The 18,169-nt window shown below is 67.7% G+C and carries 12 protein-coding genes and 1 pseudogene; 10 read left to right on the plus strand and 3 right to left on the minus strand.

Features of this window, described 5'->3' with window-relative positions:
* Nucleotides 1–442, plus strand: a pseudogene (locus HMPREF9006_RS07160) (S8 family serine peptidase); the annotation flags it as partial.
* A 193-nt stretch (nt 443–635) separates the two neighbouring features.
* Nucleotides 636–1,139 (plus strand): hypothetical protein, encoded by a 504-nt coding sequence (locus tag HMPREF9006_RS07165; RefSeq protein ID WP_009212931.1) that lies wholly within the window; start codon nt 636–638, stop codon nt 1,137–1,139.
* Between the two features lie 421 nt (nt 1,140–1,560).
* Here the strand turns inward: HMPREF9006_RS07165 and HMPREF9006_RS07170 are convergent, their stop codons facing one another.
* Nucleotides 1,561–4,536, minus strand: coding sequence for a lysylphosphatidylglycerol synthase transmembrane domain-containing protein (locus tag HMPREF9006_RS07170; protein ID WP_034231414.1), 2,976 nt, complete (start codon nt 4,534–4,536; stop codon nt 1,561–1,563).
* 113 nt (nt 4,537–4,649) lie between these two features.
* Between HMPREF9006_RS07170 and HMPREF9006_RS07175 the strand changes: the two genes are divergently transcribed.
* The 3 genes from HMPREF9006_RS07175 (at nt 4,650) to pheA (ending at nt 8,630) form a co-directional block, all read left to right on the plus strand.
* Complete coding sequence (locus HMPREF9006_RS07175; RefSeq protein WP_009212932.1) at nt 4,650–5,276, plus strand: DedA family protein; 627 nt, start codon at nt 4,650–4,652, stop codon at nt 5,274–5,276.
* Nucleotides 5,277–5,280: 4 nt separating this feature from the next.
* A complete protein-coding gene (locus HMPREF9006_RS07180) occupies nt 5,281–7,539 on the plus strand; it encodes a DUF6541 family protein (protein ID WP_009212933.1) in 2,259 nt (752 codons plus the stop codon).
* Between the two features lie 83 nt (nt 7,540–7,622).
* A complete protein-coding gene (gene pheA / locus HMPREF9006_RS07185) occupies nt 7,623–8,630 on the plus strand; it encodes a prephenate dehydratase (RefSeq protein ID WP_009212934.1) in 1,008 nt (335 codons plus the stop codon).
* Between the two features lie 672 nt (nt 8,631–9,302).
* Here pheA and HMPREF9006_RS07190 read toward each other — a convergent pair.
* A complete protein-coding gene (locus HMPREF9006_RS07190; protein WP_034231418.1) occupies nt 9,303–10,616 on the minus strand; it encodes a diacylglycerol/lipid kinase family protein in 1,314 nt (437 codons plus the stop codon).
* A gap of 436 nt (nt 10,617–11,052) precedes the next feature.
* Between HMPREF9006_RS07190 and serS the strand changes: the two genes are divergently transcribed.
* Nucleotides 11,053–12,327, plus strand: a complete 1,275-nt coding sequence (serS, locus tag HMPREF9006_RS07195; RefSeq protein ID WP_009212936.1) for a serine--tRNA ligase — start codon at nt 11,053–11,055, stop codon at nt 12,325–12,327.
* The gene (locus HMPREF9006_RS07200; protein WP_009212937.1) at nt 12,327–13,238 is read left to right on the plus strand and encodes an HAD hydrolase family protein; all 912 of its coding nucleotides are present in this window, start codon (nt 12,327–12,329) and stop codon (nt 13,236–13,238) included. The genes serS and HMPREF9006_RS07200 overlap by 1 nt, the downstream gene beginning before the upstream one ends.
* On the opposite strand, the gene HMPREF9006_RS07205 is transcribed toward HMPREF9006_RS07200, so the two are convergent.
* The gene (locus HMPREF9006_RS07205) at nt 13,213–14,373 is read right to left on the minus strand and encodes an alpha/beta fold hydrolase (RefSeq protein WP_009212938.1); all 1,161 of its coding nucleotides are present in this window, start codon (nt 14,371–14,373) and stop codon (nt 13,213–13,215) included. The genes HMPREF9006_RS07200 and HMPREF9006_RS07205 overlap by 26 nt on opposite strands.
* 127 nt (nt 14,374–14,500) lie before the next feature.
* On the opposite strand from HMPREF9006_RS07205, the gene HMPREF9006_RS07210 reads away from it, so the two are divergent.
* The 3 genes from HMPREF9006_RS07210 to HMPREF9006_RS07220 all read left to right on the plus strand — a co-directional run bounded on the left by HMPREF9006_RS07210 (nt 14,501) and on the right by HMPREF9006_RS07220 (nt 18,117).
* On the plus strand, nt 14,501–15,097 hold the full coding sequence (locus tag HMPREF9006_RS07210) for a TetR/AcrR family transcriptional regulator (protein ID WP_009212939.1): 597 nt from the start codon (nt 14,501–14,503) through the stop codon (nt 15,095–15,097).
* Between the two features lie 153 nt (nt 15,098–15,250).
* Nucleotides 15,251–16,870 (plus strand): xylulokinase, encoded by a 1,620-nt coding sequence (locus tag HMPREF9006_RS07215; RefSeq protein WP_034231424.1) that lies wholly within the window; start codon nt 15,251–15,253, stop codon nt 16,868–16,870.
* A gap of 365 nt (nt 16,871–17,235) precedes the next feature.
* Nucleotides 17,236–18,117 (plus strand): DUF5926 family protein, encoded by an 882-nt coding sequence (locus HMPREF9006_RS07220; RefSeq protein WP_009212941.1) that lies wholly within the window; start codon nt 17,236–17,238, stop codon nt 18,115–18,117.
* Nucleotides 18,118–18,169: the final 52 nt, after the last annotated feature.

Raw genomic sequence — 18,169 nt, forward strand, 5'->3', positions numbered from 1 at the left:
TGGCTACATGGCGACCGGCTGGCTGAAGCGCGTGGATGGTCAGTGGGTGTATGCCGATTCCGATGGTGTGCTTGTGAGTGGTTGGGTGCGCGATGGCGCCTGGTACTACCTGGATCCGGCCACGAAGGTGATGGTGACTGGGTGGCTCAACGACCGGGGTACCTGGTATTACCTGGGTGGTAGCGGTGCGATGGTGACCGGTTGGGTCAATGACGGTGGTACCTGGTATTACCTGGATTCTTCTGGGGCGATGCGTACTGGTTGGCTCAACCAGGGTGGCTCCTGGTACTACCTGGGCGGTAGCGGCGCGATGGCGACCGGGTGGGTCAACGTGGGTGGCTCCTGGTACTTCCTGTCAGGAAGCGGGGCCATGCAAACAGGCACCCAGACAATCGAAGGCACCACATACGTCTTCGGACCGGACGGCGCCCTGCAACCCTAGCGGTTACCGGTTCGGCTGAGGGCCCGGGGAGTGCAGCGCTGCGAGCACTCCCCGGGCCCTCCCGTTGCCCGCCGCGGATCGCGCTCAAGCGGATCGCGCCGCAGGCGCGCTCCTGCGGTATGTTGGAGGAAACGGGAGGACCCGCGCGTCCCGTCACCTGCGGAGTTCGCCCGAGACCACAGAGGGGTGCACTATGTCCATGAAGAAACCAGCCGTCCTCCTGGCGGGCGTCGGAACGTGCGCGCTCGCGCTCGCCAGTTGCTCCTCCCCGGCATCGCAGGCACCCGCCGCCCAGTCCGATCCGGCTGCGCTCTCCGGCGCCGACGCACAATCGCCGCAGTCCACGCCGCCCCCCGCCTCCTCCCTACCGACGGGCGACACCGACACCGCGCTCACCTCGAAGAGCGGCCAATCCTCGCAGAGCGCTCCGAGCGCTCCGGCTGTCGACACGGATCCCGCGCGGCCCGCCGTCATCATCGTCCGCCTCGAAGAGGACGCCGACCACGAGGCCACGCTCGCCGCCATCAACGAGGCCGTCGCCGGGGTCTATCCGGGCGCGTTGGTCACAGTCGAGCGCGAGTACAAGAACGCCCTGCAGGGCTTTGCGCTGCGCGCGCCGGCCGGGTCTCTTGAGGCGATTCGCGGCGTGAGCGGCGTGAGCGCCGCCTTCCTCGAACGCGAGACGTACGTGCAGTGACGCCGGCTCGGGGCTCTTCCCGGGGCGGTAGGAGGACACATCGGACCGCAACATCCGTCACGCGGGGAACTGCGGATGGGTGCCGCCGTCAGATCTAGTTGCTTCAAATTGAGGCAAAATTAGAAGCAACTAGATGTTTGCGTGAACGGAGCAATGATGAAGGCGCGTGTGCCGCCGCCGTATCGCCTTGCTGAACTGCGTGAGCGCGTCATCGCCAGTCTGGGGGCATGGACGATGAGCACCGTCGTTCCATCATCTTCGCTCTCGCTGGAGGTTTGGATGATCCGAAGTATCATCCCGTGGGAGTATTACGTCCGTGCTGAGCCTGTGCCAGAGGGGCTTACTCGCGAGGCGCGGTGGTGCGCGGTGCGAAGCTCGGGCAGGCCGCAGGAGAAGCGGTCCGGGTCCTCGCCCAGTCGGCCTAGATGAGGTCCTTCTTCTCCATGTACTTCATCGCCAGCCAGCCGAAGGGGATGCGCCCGTAGAAGGTGACGAGACGGTACAGCAGGGCGGTCGCGATCGCGACGGATGAGGACACGCCCGCGACCGTGAGGCCCGAGGTCAGGGCCGTTTCCACCGTGCCGATGCCGCCGGGCGAGGGGATGAACGAACCCGCCGCATTCGCAGTCAGATACGTGATGGCCACCGTCGAGAAGTTCAGCGAGCCGCCCATGGCGACCATCGCCGTCCAGAACGACCCCACGTAGCCGATGTTCATCAGCAGGTTGCCACCGACCACGGCGGCCAAGCGACGCGGCTGACCGATAATCCACAGGAGACGCGGATACACCTGCTGCCAGGTCGGCTGGATCTTCGCCCAGATCCAGCGGCGCACCTTCGGCACCGCCACGATGACGCCGACCGCCACCATGACGACGGCGACGACTCCGAGGATCGTCCCGTAGGGCACGGACACCGACAGGGACGAGCCCGCGATCACCATGACGAGGAGCAGGAGAACGATTGTGATGATGGCCTGCGAGATCTGCATGAGCGTCACCGTCGTGACCGCCATCGCCGTTGGAATGCGGCGCTTACGCAGGTAGCGCAGGTTGAGGGCGGCCGGCCCCACGCCGGCGGGTGCCACGATCGTAATGATTGACGCCGCCACCTGAGCGACGAGCGTGTCCCTGAAGCGAAGCTTCTCCGGGGACAGGGCGATGAGTGGGACTGTGGAACCGACCCAGATGAGGCAGGCCAACACGGCCGAAGCAGCCATCCACCAGGGGTTAGCGCTGGTGACCGTCGAGACGATGTCTTTGAAGTTAAGCGACCCCATGACGACGAAGACCGCGATGAACAGGACGGCGACCGTAAAGATCGTGCGTGGACGGAAGCGCTGCAGGTCCGCGGTAGCCGTCGTCTCGTCCTCAGAGTCCCCCACGAGGGCCGCGCGCAGCTCGCTCAGCAGGTCCGATCGGCGCAGCATCTGGTTCACTGACGCGGGAAGCACCGGCTTCTGGATGACCGGCGCACAAGCAGCCAGGGTCTCCTCGCCGACGCAGCGTCGGCCGGCCGCAAGCGCCCGGTCCGGGCCCACCGCGAGAGCGGTGAGAACCAGCATCTGGGCGATGTCGATCGACTGGTTGAGCTCCGTCGTCGCCACCTCCCCGGCGTCCCAGTCCAGCAGCCACACGTCGGCGGAAGAGTCGACGACGACGGCGTCGGGGGTCAGCGCTCGGTGAGAGATCCCGCGGGAGTGAGCCAACCGGAGCTGCTCCCACGCCCGATCTAAGACGTTGTCCGTGACGTCCTCGCCGAGGGACGTCAGCGGGGTGGTGACGGGCAGCGCGGAAAGTACCACGACGATGGAGTCAGACGCCGCGGCAATACCGATCGGTTCCTGAGTGAATACCCCTGCGCGCAGCGCCTGCAGCGCGGTGAATGATGAGCGCTCCGCCTGGGCCTTCATCGAGGGGGACACCCAGCGGCTAATTCCCCGCAGGCGCAGGTTGTTCCACATCTCCTGCAGGGTTCCCGTGAGCTCCTGGCCGAGGTCCATGACGATGACTTCATAGGCGAGGCCCGCATCGCTCCAGACCTGGTAGTGGCGGTGGTGATCGGGGTCGGGGCGCCTGGTCACCGTGACACCCATGTCGCCCAGGTCCGCGGGCATCTGAGTGAGGCGCCCGCGCGAGTTCTCGGCGATAGCCCAGGTGGACAGGGGCTCTTCGGAGGTGTCGAGGTCCGAGCGCACGATGCGAGAGGGAGTAATCCCAATCCCAAGCAACGCCTCCACGAGAGCGCTGCCGGTTGCGCGCTGGTCGTCATAGCCCATGATCCATCGGGAGCCGGATCCGAAGGCGCGACCGAGGAAGACGGAGATGAAGGCGACGGGAAGGGTCATGAAGGAACGCAGAACACCGAGGATCAGGATGATCCACAGTCCCGTCCATCCCCACCGGATCGCGCGCATCGACTGGGCTTCTCCCGCCGAGGTGAAGAGGGCGCACAGCGTCACGATCACGAGGTTAATGGCGATCACGATGCCCGTCTGCGAGCCCTGCGTGGCGATCGCCCGATCAACGCTGAGGGGAACGGTTAGCTCGGCGGGGAGCAGACCCGTGAGGATGATGATGATCCAGCCGCCGACCGCCGCAATAAGGCTTGTGACCAGCACCTGGATGATGGCCTGGAGGCGTCGTCGCAGGGCGAGGGAGACGATCACCAGGATCGGGGTGACCAGGACGATGAGGCCCTCGATGATGCTGACGGGCAGCAGCAGCATCTGTCGAATGACCTGGAAACGCAGGACGTCCAGCGTCACCCCGCGCGTGGTGGCGCTGGCGAGCGTGCCGATTGCCCAAATCAGGACGATCGCGACCAGCGAGATGACGACGTCAACGACGTCCTCTCGGCGGCGACGCACCGCGCTAACCCGATCGGCGATGTAGACGGGACGAGGAAGGCGAAGCCTGCGAGCGGAACCCTTCTCCTCGGGCACCGCGGCCTCGGGCTGCTGCGCGGACTGCGCTCCCGCCGGGGTTTCGTCGGCGGGGGAGGAGACGTCGGGCGGGGCGGGCGCCTGCGCATCGGCGACCGCGACGCTCACCGGGGCGGGCGCCTGCGCGGGAGCGACGGGACGAGGGGGTTGTTCGGGCGTCGGGGGCTCGGGGGCCGAGGCCGCGGCGGGGAGGGACGCAGCCTGAGGGGGAGCGACGCCGCCGGGGACGGACGGCGCGTCGATCACCTGGGCGGGGGCGAAGACCAGCGTGGTGGCCTGCGAGGATGGCTGGGGCGGGGCGGGAGAGGGGGCCGAGGGCGCCTCCTCCGCGTCCATCATTCCCATCAGAGCGTCGACCCCGGACCCGGATGGATCCTCGGATGAGGACGGCACGAACAGCAGACTCGTGTCCCCGACCGGAGTGTCGTCGTGTGAATCCTTGCGCTTCCTCATGCTGACCATCCTATATTCGCGGTCAAGAAAGGTAGGGTTAGGGGGATACATTCCCAGCAGAAAAGGGCCCTATCGTGACCTGGTCGACACTCGTGAGCGCATCGGATCCGTCGATGCTGCACACCGTTATCGAGTGGTTCAAAAATCCCGAGACCCTTCTCGTCGCCATGGGGCCGTGGGTCCTCTGGGGAACGATGTTCATCGTCCTCATCGAGTCAGGGGTCCTCTTCCCCGTCCTGCCGGGCGAGTCCATGCTCTTCACCGCCGGACTCCTGCACGATCGCCTCGGCCTGCACCTGCCGACGCTGATCGCCCTGGTTGTCGTCGCAGCCTTCGTTGGCGCCCAGATCGGCTACTTCCTGGGCGCCACGTGGGGGCGCCGCTTCTTCAAGCCCGACGCGCGCGTGTTGAAGACGAAGCACCTAGAGAAGGCCGAGCACTACTTCACGAACTACGGTGGGCGCTCGCTCCTCATCGGGCGCTTCATCCCCTTCGTGCGCACGTTCATCCCGATCGCGGCCGGCATTGCCCGCTACCCCTACCCGAAGTTCCTCGCCTTCAACACCCTGGGTGCGCTCATCTGGGGAGCGGGCTTCATCCTCGTGGGTGCGCTCCTGGGCAACGTTCCCTTCGTCCACGACAACCTGACGCTGATCCTCGCCGTCATCATCCTGGTCTCTGCCACGCCCGTCCTCATCGAGGTCATCGGCAAGCGTCGCGCCCACGCCGACAAGGAGTAAGAGCGTGTTCGCCTGGTGGATGCTGCTCCCGACCCTCCTCGCCATGATGGTGGCCCTGGTGCTCCCGGGCTTCATGTGGCTGCGGGCGGGCGTGCGTTCGTCCCTGGTGGGAGTCGGCGCAGCGCCCGCGTTCACCTTCGGGCTGGTGACCGTTCTCTCCGTGGCATACCCCGCCCTCGGTATCGAATGGGAGCGTTCGAGCGTCCTTCCCGTCCTCGGGCTCAGCGCCCTGGGAGGGGCAGGGGCGTGGAGCCTGAGCTACTTTCGTCGAACCAACGGGGGATTCTCCCTCAAAGGCCTGACCTTGCGCGAGGCCATCGGCGTGCGCGTCCCCATCGGCGGCGCCCAGGCGGCGATCCGCGCGGCCACCTGGGGCGCGATCCTCGTGGGCTTCCTGCTGGCCGCCTGGCCGCTCGTCACCGTCGCACACCCCGCGAACCCGGTCCAGCAGTGGGATCCGACGTTCCACCAGAACGGCGTCCACGCAATCCTCTACGGCAAGGACGCCAGCCCCTTCGGCGGGCTCCACGAGCTCTACGGAGGGCGCCGCGTCTACTACCCGACGGGATGGCACGCATTCGTCGCCCTGTTCTCGCGTTTTGACTCCGTCGTCCAAACTGCCAACGTGTCCTCACTCGCCCTCATGGTCGTGTGGGTCACCGGCCTGGCCGCCCTGGTGTCCGTGCTCACCTCCTCGCGCTCGGCGATCATCGCCGCCCCCGTGATCGGCGGCGCGCTGCTCAACATGCCCGCCGACGCCCTCACCATGTACAACCAGTGGCCCAACGCGACGGGCACCTCCCTGGTTCCCGGCCTGGCCGCACTCGCTATCCTCGCCGGACGCCGACTTGGGGAGGACGTGCGCGGCGGGCAGGGGCCTCGGGCCTTCACGCGCCGCATCCCCCAAGGCATCTTCCTGCTGATCGGGTGCATCGGCCTCGTCGGGTCCCACCCCAGCGCGGCCTTCTCCATCCTCGCTTTCCTGATCGCCCCCCTCCTCGCCTCGCTCGCGTCCCTCGCTCGACGCGCGTTTGGGCTGGGAAGACGTGGCCGCGTCGCGGCCCTCGCCTGGGCCGGCGTCGGCGCGGTGGTCGTCGCCGCGCCCCTGGCCGCGTTGTCCTCCCCGAAGATTCAGGCGATGGGCATGTACAGGCGCGACGGAAGCAGCTGGAGCGAGGCATTCTCCCACGCCTTCCTGCCCTACCCGCCCTTCTCTCCCACGTCCGGCATGACCCAGTGGTCCCTCGTCCAGCTCGGCCTCCTGATCGTCGGCATCGCCGTGACCGCGGGCCTTCACACCCTCCTGCGTCGCCCGGACCCCCTGGAACAGGCGGCGTCGGCCGCCGGCCTGGACGTGCGAGGCGAGGAAGACGCCGCGTCCGTGAAGGATAGCGTGGCCCGAGGCGGGGTGTGGGCCTCCCTCCTCGAGGAGGCCGCGCCGGTGGCGCACTGGCCGCTCGTGTCATACGTGATCCTGGCGTTCCTCACAGGCCTGGCATACGCGCCCAATTCTGCGCTGCGCACCTTCCTCCTCGCCCCCTGGTACAAGGATGCGCGGCGCATCATGGGGGTCGAGGACATCGCACTGACCGTCCTCATGGCGGTCGGTTTCGCGGCCATCGTGCGCCTCATCCACGCCGCGTGGACCACGTCCCTGCGCAGGATTCTGGCCGAGCGCGGCGTCCACGAGGAGGTCGAGGCGCCCCGATGGCCGATCCAGGTCGGAGTGGGTGCTCTCCTCCTGGTGCTGTCGGGCCTGGGCGCCATCGACGCGCGAAACGCGGCGGTCGCCTCCGTCTACGATCCCGGCCGCCTCGGAAAGCCCGGCATGGCAAGCCTCGGAGAACTGTCCATGCTGCGACGCATGAAGTACACGACCGCGCCGGACGCGCTGATCGTTGGCGACCCCATCGCGGGCGAAGCCTACGCCGAGATGCTGGCGGGACGCAAGACCGTGTTCCCGCAGCTGAGCACCGTCAACGCCGACAGCGCCTCCCAGAAGGTGCTCACCCACGGGTTCCGCAACATCGCGACCGATCCGCAGGTGTGCGAGGTCGTGCGTCGGCTCGGCATCACTCACTTCTACGAGGAAGAGGACGGCGCCTACTACAACTTCATGCGTTCGACCCGCCACCCCGGTTTCTACGGCGTGGACACGTCCTCCGGCTTCGAGCTTGTCGACGCGGGGGGCACCGCGAAGCTGTGGAAGATCACCGCGTGCGGCGACGTGGTCCCCGGGGGAGGTGCGCGGGCCTTCGAATAGGGCAGCCGCGCGATTGGCCACATTGACACCTTCGCGCATCGGTGGGTACGCGCCGCTCGGGCGCCTGTCGATACCCTTACAGCATGACGACGAACATTCCCGGCCCCGCTCCCGCAGGCGACAGGCTGCGCATCGCGTTCCTGGGCCCATTCGGCACCTTTACCGAACAGGCCGTTCACCAGGTTGCGCCCGCCGGCGCGCTCCTTCTTCCCATGACGAGCGCCCCGCATGCGCTCGCGGCGGTACGCCGAGGCGAGGCCGACCGGGCGGTGGTTCCGATCGAGAACTCCATCGAGGGTGGCGTCAACGCGACGCTGGATGCCCTCTCGCACGGCGACCCCCTCGTCATCGTCGCCGAAATGCACGTGCACGTGGTGTTTCAACTGGCGGTCCTTCCGGGCACCAGGCCGGAGGATGTTCGCCGGATCGGCACGCACCCGCACGCCTGGGCGCAGTGCCGAGGCTGGGTGGAGGAGACGTTCCCGGGCGCGATTCACGTTCCGGCGACCTCCACGGCCGCCGCTGCGGAACTCCTGTCGGATGGGGACGCGTCCTTCGATGCCGCCCTGTGCAACGCGGTGTCGGTCTCGACCTACGGCCTGGAGGCCATGTTCAGCGACGTGGCCGACAACCCCGGTGCCATCACGCGCTTCGTGCTCGTGGCGCGCCCCGGCGCAATCCCTCCCCCCACCGGGGCGGACAAGACGACGATTCAGGTGGCGCTGCCCGTCAACGAGTCGGGTGCGCTGCTGACCCTCCTGGAGCAGTTCTCGGTGCGCGGGGTGGACCTGTCGCGCATCGAGTCGCGTCCCAGCGGGGACGGCTTGGGCAACTACACCTTCAGCATCGACATTGTGGGGCACATTCGGGAGGAGCGCGTCCAGGCCGCCCTGGTCGGCCTGCACCGGTATTCACCGGAGGTGCGTTTCATGGGATCCTATCCGCGCGTCGACGGAGTGCGGGCATCGGTCGCCCCCGGAACCAGCGACGAGGCCTTCCACGCTGGGCGCGCGTGGGTGTCGGACCTGCTGCGCGGCGGCGACGGCACTGGTAATGCGGGTGGCCACGCGCCGTCCTGGCCGCTGGCCTGACCCCGCATCGCCGCGCTCCACGGGCACATATTGGGCAGGTTCGCGCTAGATATAACAGCAGTGCGCGAGTTGCGGGGGCATGGCAGTGCCTCCTATCTCGTGCAATGCCACGCTCGGCAGCGCAGTGCCACTAGGCAACAAGCTCATTCGCGTCGCACGCCGCTCCATAGCACCCCGGCAAGCTTCCATCCGAGCCAGGCCAGGCAGGCCTGCACCGGTTAGGGCGTGTTGCACCAGTTAGGGAGTGTTGCACCACCTCCGAACTGGTGTAATACCCCGCTAAGTGGTGTAACACTACCGAGCACAAGTCAACACGCGGGCATTCCGCGGAATGCCTCTGAAACGCCCCATCTCACTGTCCCTCAGCAGACAATCATGCTCCACACGAGGATCAACAGGCACCACAAGCCTCCCATTCCTCGGACTTCTCAATCGATGTCCAAGAACGGGAGGCGGTTCAAAGAGGATGAGCGTGCGGCGCATCCTGATGGTCGCGGGGCGATGAGTGGCCACGGGGGGCGCAAGATTGTCGAATGGAAGTTGATCTGATCCAGCAAAATTACGCACGAGTCGTGTCGTTTCGCTTGTGCGACCATCGTGACAAGTGTTGATTTGCGCTTGCATAAGCCCCTAGCAACTTGGTGATGGCTCTGTGGGGCTCGCGAACCGTACTCAGCTCGGCAGGAGCTCCATCCACGTGCGCTCGGCGGGAACCGCAATGTCGAGTGCTCCGGCCTGCATGCGGATGTGCATGGTGTGGGCGACGCCGATCGGATCGCCGTCCACCTGACACACCTGGGCCTCGTCGGCGGTCACGGACGCGCCCCGGGCTTGCCGGAAGGCGAGGGTGCCCGTCGATAGGGGCAGGTTGACCGGGCGCAGGCCGATCAGCTGGCCGAGCATCTTCCAGGTCACGTTCGCCCAGCCGAGCAAACCCGCCTGCGCGTCCACCGCGACGACGTCGATGAGGCCGTCGGAGAGGTCAGCGTCGGGGGCCAGCACCAGGACCTTGAGTTCGCCGGCGTTGGCGAACATGACGGAGCGAGCCTCCACGCTCGTCACCTCGTCGCTATGTCGAGACTTGTCCTCGGGGCAAGAAGGCTGCGCCGGGTCAACGAGCGTGCCCGAAATCTGGTCCCCCACCCCGAGCGGGTCGGCCGCCGCAGTGGTGGGGGCGTGGAGGGTCAGATGTGCCCTCATGCGCGGGACTCCCATCGCCCCCAGACCCGCCCACACGTAGGCGATCCACCCGATGCGCTTCTTCAATTCGCTGTCCGTGTCCGCCATCGTCGCTCCGTCGTAGCCCATGCCCGCGATCACGAGGCACGCGTACTCGTCGGCGCGGGGCTCTCGCCGTGAGGTCGAGGCGCTCGTGTCGGTCGCGTGGCTGTCCTTCGAGGAGCGTGCGGATGCGCGAAGCCCCCCCTCGGGCGGTAACTTCGAATCCTCGAGGATCCCCTCGACCCGTACCCACGCGAGATCGACGCATCGGTGATTGGCTCCCAGGGCCACCGCGAGGGCGTGGGCGGGGTCCTCGGGTATCGACAGGTTTCCTGCCAGGACGTTCCCCGTTCCCACGGGGATGATTCCCATGCGCACGCCCGACCCTGCCATTCCGGCCGCGACCGCGCGCACGGTCCCGTCCCCGCCCGCGGCGATGACGACCGACGCACCCAGGTCGAGTGCGCGCACAGCCTGACCGGTGCCGGGGTCCTCGGGCGTGGTTTCGAGCCAGTGGACGTGGTCGATTCCAAGGGTTGCCGCCTCTTTGTTGATGAGGTCCTTGAAGGCCTCGGGGTTGGCGTGCTTGGAGGGGTTCATGATGACCCACGGGCGCGGGCGGCCACGCGATGGGTCGTCGGCCGAGGCGGGGACAGCCAGCGCGCGTCTCCTGCGGCGCCGACGCGTCAGTGTGGTCGCCGCGCGAGCAACTCCGATGGCACCCACGGCACATGCCGCGCCCAGTATCCAAGCCGATGCGTCCATGTGTATAGGGTATCGCTCCAGCCGGGGAACAAGCTGTGGATTGGCCGATGAATGCTGATTCGTCGTCCTTCGGCCCGGCTCGGCGCCGTCGGTGCGACCGTGTGTCGAAGTTATCCACACGGTTATGCCCCAAGGGTGGATAACTATTCAGTAATCCTGACCTGCTGGTCGGGAAAGTGGGGGCGCCGGTTCTCGCCGCGAGCGTCTGTGCCGGTGGACGAGGGGTGTGGCGTATGCCAGGCGCGATAGAATGTGAGTGTCGCCGTGCCGGTGGGCGGGCTGGGGCGGCGGCTGCACCGACGTGAGGCCCCCGGGGTCGCCCGGGCTGCAAACACCCGGCGGAGGAACGGGCCGCCTGGGGAGCCCGCGCGATCCTCCTCCTTCCCCCGCCCTGCGGTGGGGGACACGGCGCGGTCACCTGGCATAGGATGGACCCATGATTGATGTGCGTGCCCTGCGTGAGAACCCCGAACCCGCCCGCGCCTCCCAGCGAGCCCGCGGAGCCAACCCCGACCTCGTCGACGAGATCATCGCGGCCGATGCGAAGCGCCGAGAGGCCCTGCAGGCCTTTGAGAACCTGCGAGCCACCCAGAAGGAGGTCTCCAAGTCCGTGGGCCGCGCCTCGAAGGAAGAACGCCCCGCAATCCTGGCCAAGGCCAAGGAACTTGCAGAACAGGTGAAGGAAGCCGAGGGTCGCGCGGGCGCCGCCGACGCCGAGGCTGACCGCCTGGCTCGTCTGCTCCCCAACCTCATCGTCGACGGCGTCCCCGTGGGTGGCGAGGAAGACTTCGTGGTCCTGCGCCACGAGGGTCCCACCCCGCGCGACTTCGCCGCCGAAGGCTTCGAGGCCAAGGATCACCTGGCCATCGGGGAAGGGCTGGATGCGATCGATACCAAGCGCGGGGCGAAGGTCTCCGGCGCGCGCTTCTACTACCTCAAGGGCATCGGTGCCCGCCTGGAGCTGGCCCTCATGACGATGGCCATGGACCAGGCGCTCGCCAACGGCTTCGTCCCGATGATGACCCCGACGCTGGTGACGCCCCAGGTCATGGGAGGCACCGGCTTCCTCAACGAGCACTCCGACGAGATCTACTACCTGCCCGCCGACGACCTGTACCTGACCGGCACGTCGGAGGTGGCCCTCGCCGGCTACCACGCCGACGAGATCCTCGACCTGAGCGGCGGCCCCAAGCGCTACATGGGCTGGTCCACCTGCTACCGCCGCGAGGCCGGCTCGGCGGGTAAGGACACCCGCGGGATCATCCGCGTCCACCAGTTCAACAAGGCCGAGATGTTCAGCTACTGCCGCCCCGAGGACGCCGCCGAGGAGCACCAGCGTTTCCTTGCGTGGGAGGAAGAGATGCTGGCCAAGGTCGAGCTGCCCTATCGCGTCATCGACACGGCGGCCGGCGACCTGGGCACCTCCGCCGCCCGCAAGTTCGACTGCGAGGCGTGGCTGCCCACCCAGGAGCGCTACATGGAGGTCACGTCGACCTCGAATTGCACGACCTTCCAGGCCCGCCGGCTCGGTATTCGCGAGCGCCGCGAGGGCGGCATGGCTCCGGTCGCCACCCTCAACGGAACGCTGGCCACGACCCGCTGGATCGTCGCCATCCTCGAAAACCACCAGCGCGCCGACGGCTCCGTCTACGTGCCCGAGGCCCTGCGTCCCTACCTGGGAGGACTCGAGGTCCTGGTCCCGGTGGCGTGATGACCCATGAGCGCTTCCTGACGGTTCCCTCCTCCGGGGAGGCCGCGCGGCCCTTCGCGATCCTGTGCGACGAGGCCGAGGCCGCGCTGCCCCCCGGCTTTCCCGCTGACGTCTCCCAGGTCCTCGTTGCCCTCGATATCGACGGCACGATCCTGACACCCGCCGGTGCGACCGAGCGTGTCCTGGAGGGCATCCACGGCCTGTCCGCCGCGGGTGCGCAGGTGGTCATCGCCACGGGCCGCGCGCTCGAGGGGGTCACCCCCGTCCTGGAGGTCCTGGACTTCACGGACGGGTGGGCGCTGTGCAATAACGGCGCGACCCTCGTTCGGGTCAGGGGCGGGGACTGCGAGATCGTCGAGGAACACACCTTCGTTCCCGGCCCTGTCCTGGCGGAGATCGCCGGCGCCCTCCCGGAGGCGGTGTTTGCCTCGATGCCCCACCCCGACACGCTGCTCTCCGCGCCCTTCCCCAACAACGAAATCGAGGGAACCGACCGTCGCGTCGTGTCCATGGAGGAGCTGGCCTCCACGCCCACCCCGAAGGTCGTCGTGCGCGAGCCCGGCATGGACCGCGACCACTTCGAGTCGGTCCTGGCCTCCCTCGCCGTGGCGCGCACGCACGAGGTCTTCGTCGGCTGGACATCGTGGGCGGACATCGAACCCAAAGGCGTGACGAAGGCCAGCGGCCTGGAGGAGCTGCGAGTCCGGCTCGATGTCCCCGGCGACGGGACGGTCGCCGTGGGGGACGGCACCAACGACATTGCGATGATCCAGTGGGCGGCCTTCGGCGTCGCCATGGGCGGCGCGTCGGCCGAGGTGCGCTCCCACGCGCGCCACGTGACCGCGGCCGTCGAGAATGATGGCGCCGCCGCCGTCATGCACGCCCTCATGCACCGCTGCGGGGGGCGCTGAGCCAGTCGCCCATGATCGCGAAAGCGCGGTCGAGGTCTCCGATCTGACAGTGCTGCGCCATGTCCGGATCCTGCGCGTGACGGAACGCGCGTACCTCGAGCGACTGCGCGTTCCGGAGCGCTCGGCGCACGTCGGACAGGCGCTCGAAGGGAACGTACTGGTCCGCGTCTCCCGCCATCACCAGGCAGGGCTGGCGGATCATGCCCGCCAGGGGCTCCATCGTGTACGCCCCCAGCGCCCGCAGCGCGTCGCTGGGCCTGCGCAGCCCCGTCAGGGTGCGCGCCTGCTGCAGCTTCCATGCGAGGTCGGCGTTCGCGCGCGGGCCGATCGACATCGCGGCGTCGATCAGCCACGCGGGGCGTGCGCGCTCAACTATCGAGGCCGCGAGCGGGCGGATAGGCGCGGGCAGAGGCATCGTCAGCCCGTCCAGCAGTCGGTACATCATGTCGAAGGCGACGACGTGGCTGATGCGCGGAACGTGGGCTGCGGCTCGCATCACCAGGTAACCCCCGAAGGATAGCCCCAGGGCTGCCGCGCTCGTCAGGTCGAAGTAGTCCAGGACCGCGTTCGTTGGGAACTCCCAAGCTGGCTCCAGAGGCATCCCGGCCAGCGCCGTGTGCCCCTGACCGGGGCCGTCAAAGGTGATGATGTCGAAGGGGCGGGAAGAAAAGTGCTCCGCGAACCCCATGATCTCCTCCGCATACCCGTCGAAGCCATTCATCATGACGAGGGTGGCAGGCGCCTCGGGGAAGCGGGAGCGGTCCGCTGAGTCCGCCTCCCAACGGATCGCTGTGAGTGCCCCGTCGCCGTAGGGAATCGTGTGTCGGCTGAGCGCCAGGTGAGCGTGGGAGGCATCGAATTCACGCGACATGGCGTCGATGAATCGGCGCTTGCGCGGGTCGTGCTCGGGCAGGTAGAAGGCGGCTAGAGAGTACAGACGCCACGCGGCCGCCGCGTCACCCGCTGAATCGAAGCGCAACGCCAGGCGCTCGGCGAGCTGCGTGATCTGGCGAGTGCTGCGGATGCGGGGAAGGACACGTGTCAATCGATCCATGCCCGGCCGATCCAGAATCGGGCCCAGGGAACGGTTCAGCTGGAGGTCGAACTGTTGGTTGCCGGTGTAGTGCGTGAACATGCTTCGAGGATAGAGCGCTTGGTCGAATGGCGAAAAGCACAATGACGGATGGAGTGTTCGATACCGGACAGCCCATCCGGTATGCGTAGGATAGCGACACGGATGCAGAGACATTGATCGGAGAAACATGTTCTTGCGAGCGGCCGACAAGCACGGACGAGACGCCGAGAAAACCCTTGACCTGCGCATCCGCAAAACGCGGCGCGCGATCCGATCCGGACTCGTCGCCGCATGCCGCGCCAAGCCCTACGCGCGCGTGAGCGTCACCGACATCTGCAAGGCCTCCATGGTCTCGCGCACCACCTTCTACGACCACTACACCGGTAAGGACGCCCTCCTGGCCGAAGTGGTGTCCTTCCTCCTGGAGGACATCACGCCGGCCATTGAAGAGATGTGGCTCGGCGGGGGAGACGGCGTCGCCGTGAGCCGACACCTGGCCGACTTCTACGCCCGCAACGGGCACGCCCTGACCACGCTCCTGTCCGTTCACGGGGACGGAGACTGCGACCTCGGCGAGCGGCTGCGCCAGATGTGCCGGTCCGTGTTCAAGCGGTGGTCCGCCGGACGCATTGACGACCATGTCCTGCCCCTGGCCTCGGACATCTACGCCTCGGTCGTCCTTACCCTGATCGAGCGCGGATCCGCCAAGCCCCTCACGGACGAGGAGCTCGCCGCGATCGACCGTGCCCGCGAGCTGTTCATCGGCAGCTTCGGCGCTCAGTAGGTCATCGGTAGATCCGTGACCAGTCGCAAAAGAACGATAACGAACAGTGCGTTCGGTACCTGAGCGACGGGCGCTACCCGCCTGAGCGCAAGAGTACTATCGTTAACGCAACGTCGGCCCCAGGCCTCGTCAATGATGACCCAAGGAGAACCCATGACCACCGACCCCCGCGCCGCCATCGCAGCCTCCGACACCGCGCTCGGCATTGAGTTTGGATCCACCCGGATCAAAGCCGTCCTCATCGGCCCCGACCACGAGGTGCTGGCCACCGGCGGCCACTCGTGGGAGAACCAGCTGCGTGACGGGCTGTGGTCCTACACCCTGGATCAGGTGCGCGACGGGCTGCGCGACGCCTACGCCGCGCTCGTCGCCGACGTGCGTGAACGCTACGGAACGACCCCCACCTCCTACGGCTGCATCGGCGTTTCGGCGATGATGCACGGCTACCTTGCCTTCGATGCCGACGACCGCCAAATTGCGCCCTTCCGAACGTGGCGCAACACCAACACGGGACGCGCCGCAAACGAGCTCACGCGCCTGTTCTCCTTCAATATTCCCCTGCGCTGGTCCATCGCCCACCTTCACCAGGGGGTCCTGGACGGTGAGGATCGGATTGGCGAGGTCGCCCGCCTGACCACCCTGGCCGGTTGGGTCCACCACCAGCTCACCGGCAGGGCGGTTCTCGGCGTGGGTGACGCCTCCGGAATGTTCCCCATCGACTCGGCGACGCTCACCTACGACAGCTCCATGATCGAGGCGTACGAGGAGCTGGTTGCCGACCGGGTACCGTGGCGGCTGCGTGACCTCCTGCCGACCGTGCTGTGCGCCGGAGAGGACGCGGGGACGCTCACCCCCGCCGGCGCGGCTCTCATCGACCCGACGGGAACCCTGCAGCCCGGCATCCCCCTGTGCCCGCCCGAGGGAGACGCGGGAACCGGCATGATCGCCACGAATGCCATCGCCAAGCGCACCGGCAACATCTCGTGCGGCACCTCCGTGTTCCTCATGGCGGTCCTGGACAATGCCCTGTCCGGGCTGCACACCGAACTCGATATGGTGACCACGCCCGATGGCTCACCCGTCGCCATGGTCCACTCCAACAACGGCGCCTCCGAACTCGATGCATGGGTCGCCATGTTCGCCTCCTTCGCGCGTCTCATCGGAGCCGACGTGCCCACGCCCGCCGTCTACGACGCCCTCTACGAGCACGCCCTGACGGGCGACGAGGACGCGGGCGGGGTGGTCGCCTACAACACGCTCTCCGCCGAACCGCTTGTCGGCTTGACCGCCGCGCAGCCCCTCTTCACCCACACGCCGAAGGCGCGAGTCACCCTGGCCAACGCGGTTCGCGCCCAGCTCATGAGCGTCTTCGCGGCCGTGCGCATCGGTGTCGACATCCTCGCCGAGGAGGGCGTGCGCCTCGACTCGCTCTTCGCCCACGGCGGCCTGTTCAAGACCCCCCGTGTCGCCCAGCAGATCCTCGCCGACGCGCTTGAAATTCCCGTCTCCGTCGGCGATACCGCGGGCGAGGGTGGTGCCTGGGGCATCGCCGTGCTTGCCCGGTATCGCAGCGCATGCGTCGCAATGGCCGAGCGTGGGGGTGCGCCGCAGGCCCTCGTTGAGTACCTGCGAGACCGCGTCTTTGCCGACGCTTCCGTGACGACGCTGGCTCCCACTCCCGAGGGCGTGGCCGGGTACGAGCGTTTCCTGGAGGCCTACCGAACCGGCCTGGGCGGCGTCGAGGCCACCGCGCTCGGCGCACCCCTCCGGTGAGCGGCGGCGTCAAAGGTGCGTGAGTGGGGCGCGGGTGTCAGAGCGGGCGCATCAGTGGTGGCGCGGGTACGGGGTCGTGGATGGCGGCGCGACCCGGTAGCTGGCACGGTTAACCCGCCGATGCGCAGGTTAACCCACCTGGTGGAGCGTGGGCGCCCGCGCCCATCTGCCACCTTGTGGGTTCAGGTCGCCACCTCGTGGGTCTGCGTGCGGGACAGCTTCACGCGGGTGCTCGCCTGAGCCGCAGTTCAGCCTAGCCACCTCGTGGGTCTGCGTGCCGGAGAGAAACCGAACCGGCCGGGTGAGACGGTTGGCTCACCCGGCCGCAACCTCGTCACGCCCGCGAAACCCGCTAGGATACTCACATGGGTAAAGCTAGCCGCCGCAAGAAGGTCACCGATCCCGCCAAGCTCAAGGCGTACCGCCCGCCGATCCCCTTCGTCGCCCGCCCCTACGAGGGCCTGCCGAAGGAGATCGAGCTGGTCGCCATGCGCGAGCTCATCCCGGCGGCCACGCTGACCGCACGCACCGACGCCGACCACGGCGGCGTTGAGTTCGACTTCGTCACCCTTCTTCCCGAGGGCCACCCCGCCATGGTGCGCCCCGACGGGCGAATTCTGGTGGCTCTGCAGACGCGTTCGAACTCGGCGGACCTCAGCCACGACGCGGGCGCCGCCCTTCTGGCAGCGATCGCCGCGAAGGAAGCCGGCGACGAGGGCGTCATCTCCGTCGACGTGCGCGAGCCTTCCGAGCGCCTCCAGGACATCGTCGACACCGATGGCTTCACGGAGATGAAGCTCGAAGAGGACTTCTCCTTCTGGTTCGATCCCGCCGAGGAGATCGACGACCAGACGCGCCGAGCGCTGGATCAGAACCGCGACGAGATCATCCCCACCGAACCCGTGCCCGGAGTCCCCGGCGCCTACTGGTGCGAGATGAACCGCAACTTCGTGCGCCTCCTGACCGACAACGAGGAGGCGAAGCTCTTCGACGCCCTGGCGCGCTTGGCCGCGCGGGGAGAGGCTAACGTCGGCGAGGGATCCCGATACGTCGGGTCTTTCCGCGCGTGCGGACTGATTGTTCCCGTCTTCGAGCTGCCCGAGGGTGCGAGCGCGACCGACGTTGCGCCGGGCACGCAGGCGCTGGCCAAGGCCCTCGCGGAGGCGCTGACCGTGACCGAGCGGCTGGACGACAAGGAGCGTCGCGCACGCCAGGGCCTGGTCTCGCGCGCCGTCACCATCCGCTGAGCGCGATTTTGCCTGTTGTTTAACTAGGCTTGTCGCTCACATTACGGGCGGC

This window comes from Actinomyces sp. oral taxon 180 str. F0310 (assembly GCF_000185285.1).
GTDB lineage: Bacteria > Actinomycetota > Actinomycetes > Actinomycetales > Actinomycetaceae > Pauljensenia.

Coding starts and splice junctions, on each gene's coding strand:
- HMPREF9006_RS07165 (WP_009212931.1), top strand. CDS start 636: ATGTCCATGAAGAAACCAGCCGTCCTCCTGGCGGGCGTCGGAACGTGC.
- HMPREF9006_RS07170 (WP_034231414.1), bottom strand. CDS start 4,536: ATGAGGAAGCGCAAGGATTCACACGACGACACTCCGGTCGGGGACACG.
- HMPREF9006_RS07175 (WP_009212932.1), top strand. CDS start 4,650: ATGCTGCACACCGTTATCGAGTGGTTCAAAAATCCCGAGACCCTTCTC.
- pheA (WP_009212934.1), top strand. CDS start 7,623: ATGACGACGAACATTCCCGGCCCCGCTCCCGCAGGCGACAGGCTGCGC.
- HMPREF9006_RS07190 (WP_034231418.1), bottom strand. CDS start 10,616: ATGGACGCATCGGCTTGGATACTGGGCGCGGCATGTGCCGTGGGTGCC.
- serS (WP_009212936.1), top strand. CDS start 11,053: ATGATTGATGTGCGTGCCCTGCGTGAGAACCCCGAACCCGCCCGCGCC.
- HMPREF9006_RS07200 (WP_009212937.1), top strand. CDS start 12,327: ATGACCCATGAGCGCTTCCTGACGGTTCCCTCCTCCGGGGAGGCCGCG.
- HMPREF9006_RS07205 (WP_009212938.1), bottom strand. CDS start 14,373: ATGTTCACGCACTACACCGGCAACCAACAGTTCGACCTCCAGCTGAAC.
- HMPREF9006_RS07210 (WP_009212939.1), top strand. CDS start 14,501: ATGTTCTTGCGAGCGGCCGACAAGCACGGACGAGACGCCGAGAAAACC.
- HMPREF9006_RS07215 (WP_034231424.1), top strand. CDS start 15,251: ATGACCACCGACCCCCGCGCCGCCATCGCAGCCTCCGACACCGCGCTC.
- HMPREF9006_RS07220 (WP_009212941.1), top strand. CDS start 17,236: ATGGGTAAAGCTAGCCGCCGCAAGAAGGTCACCGATCCCGCCAAGCTC.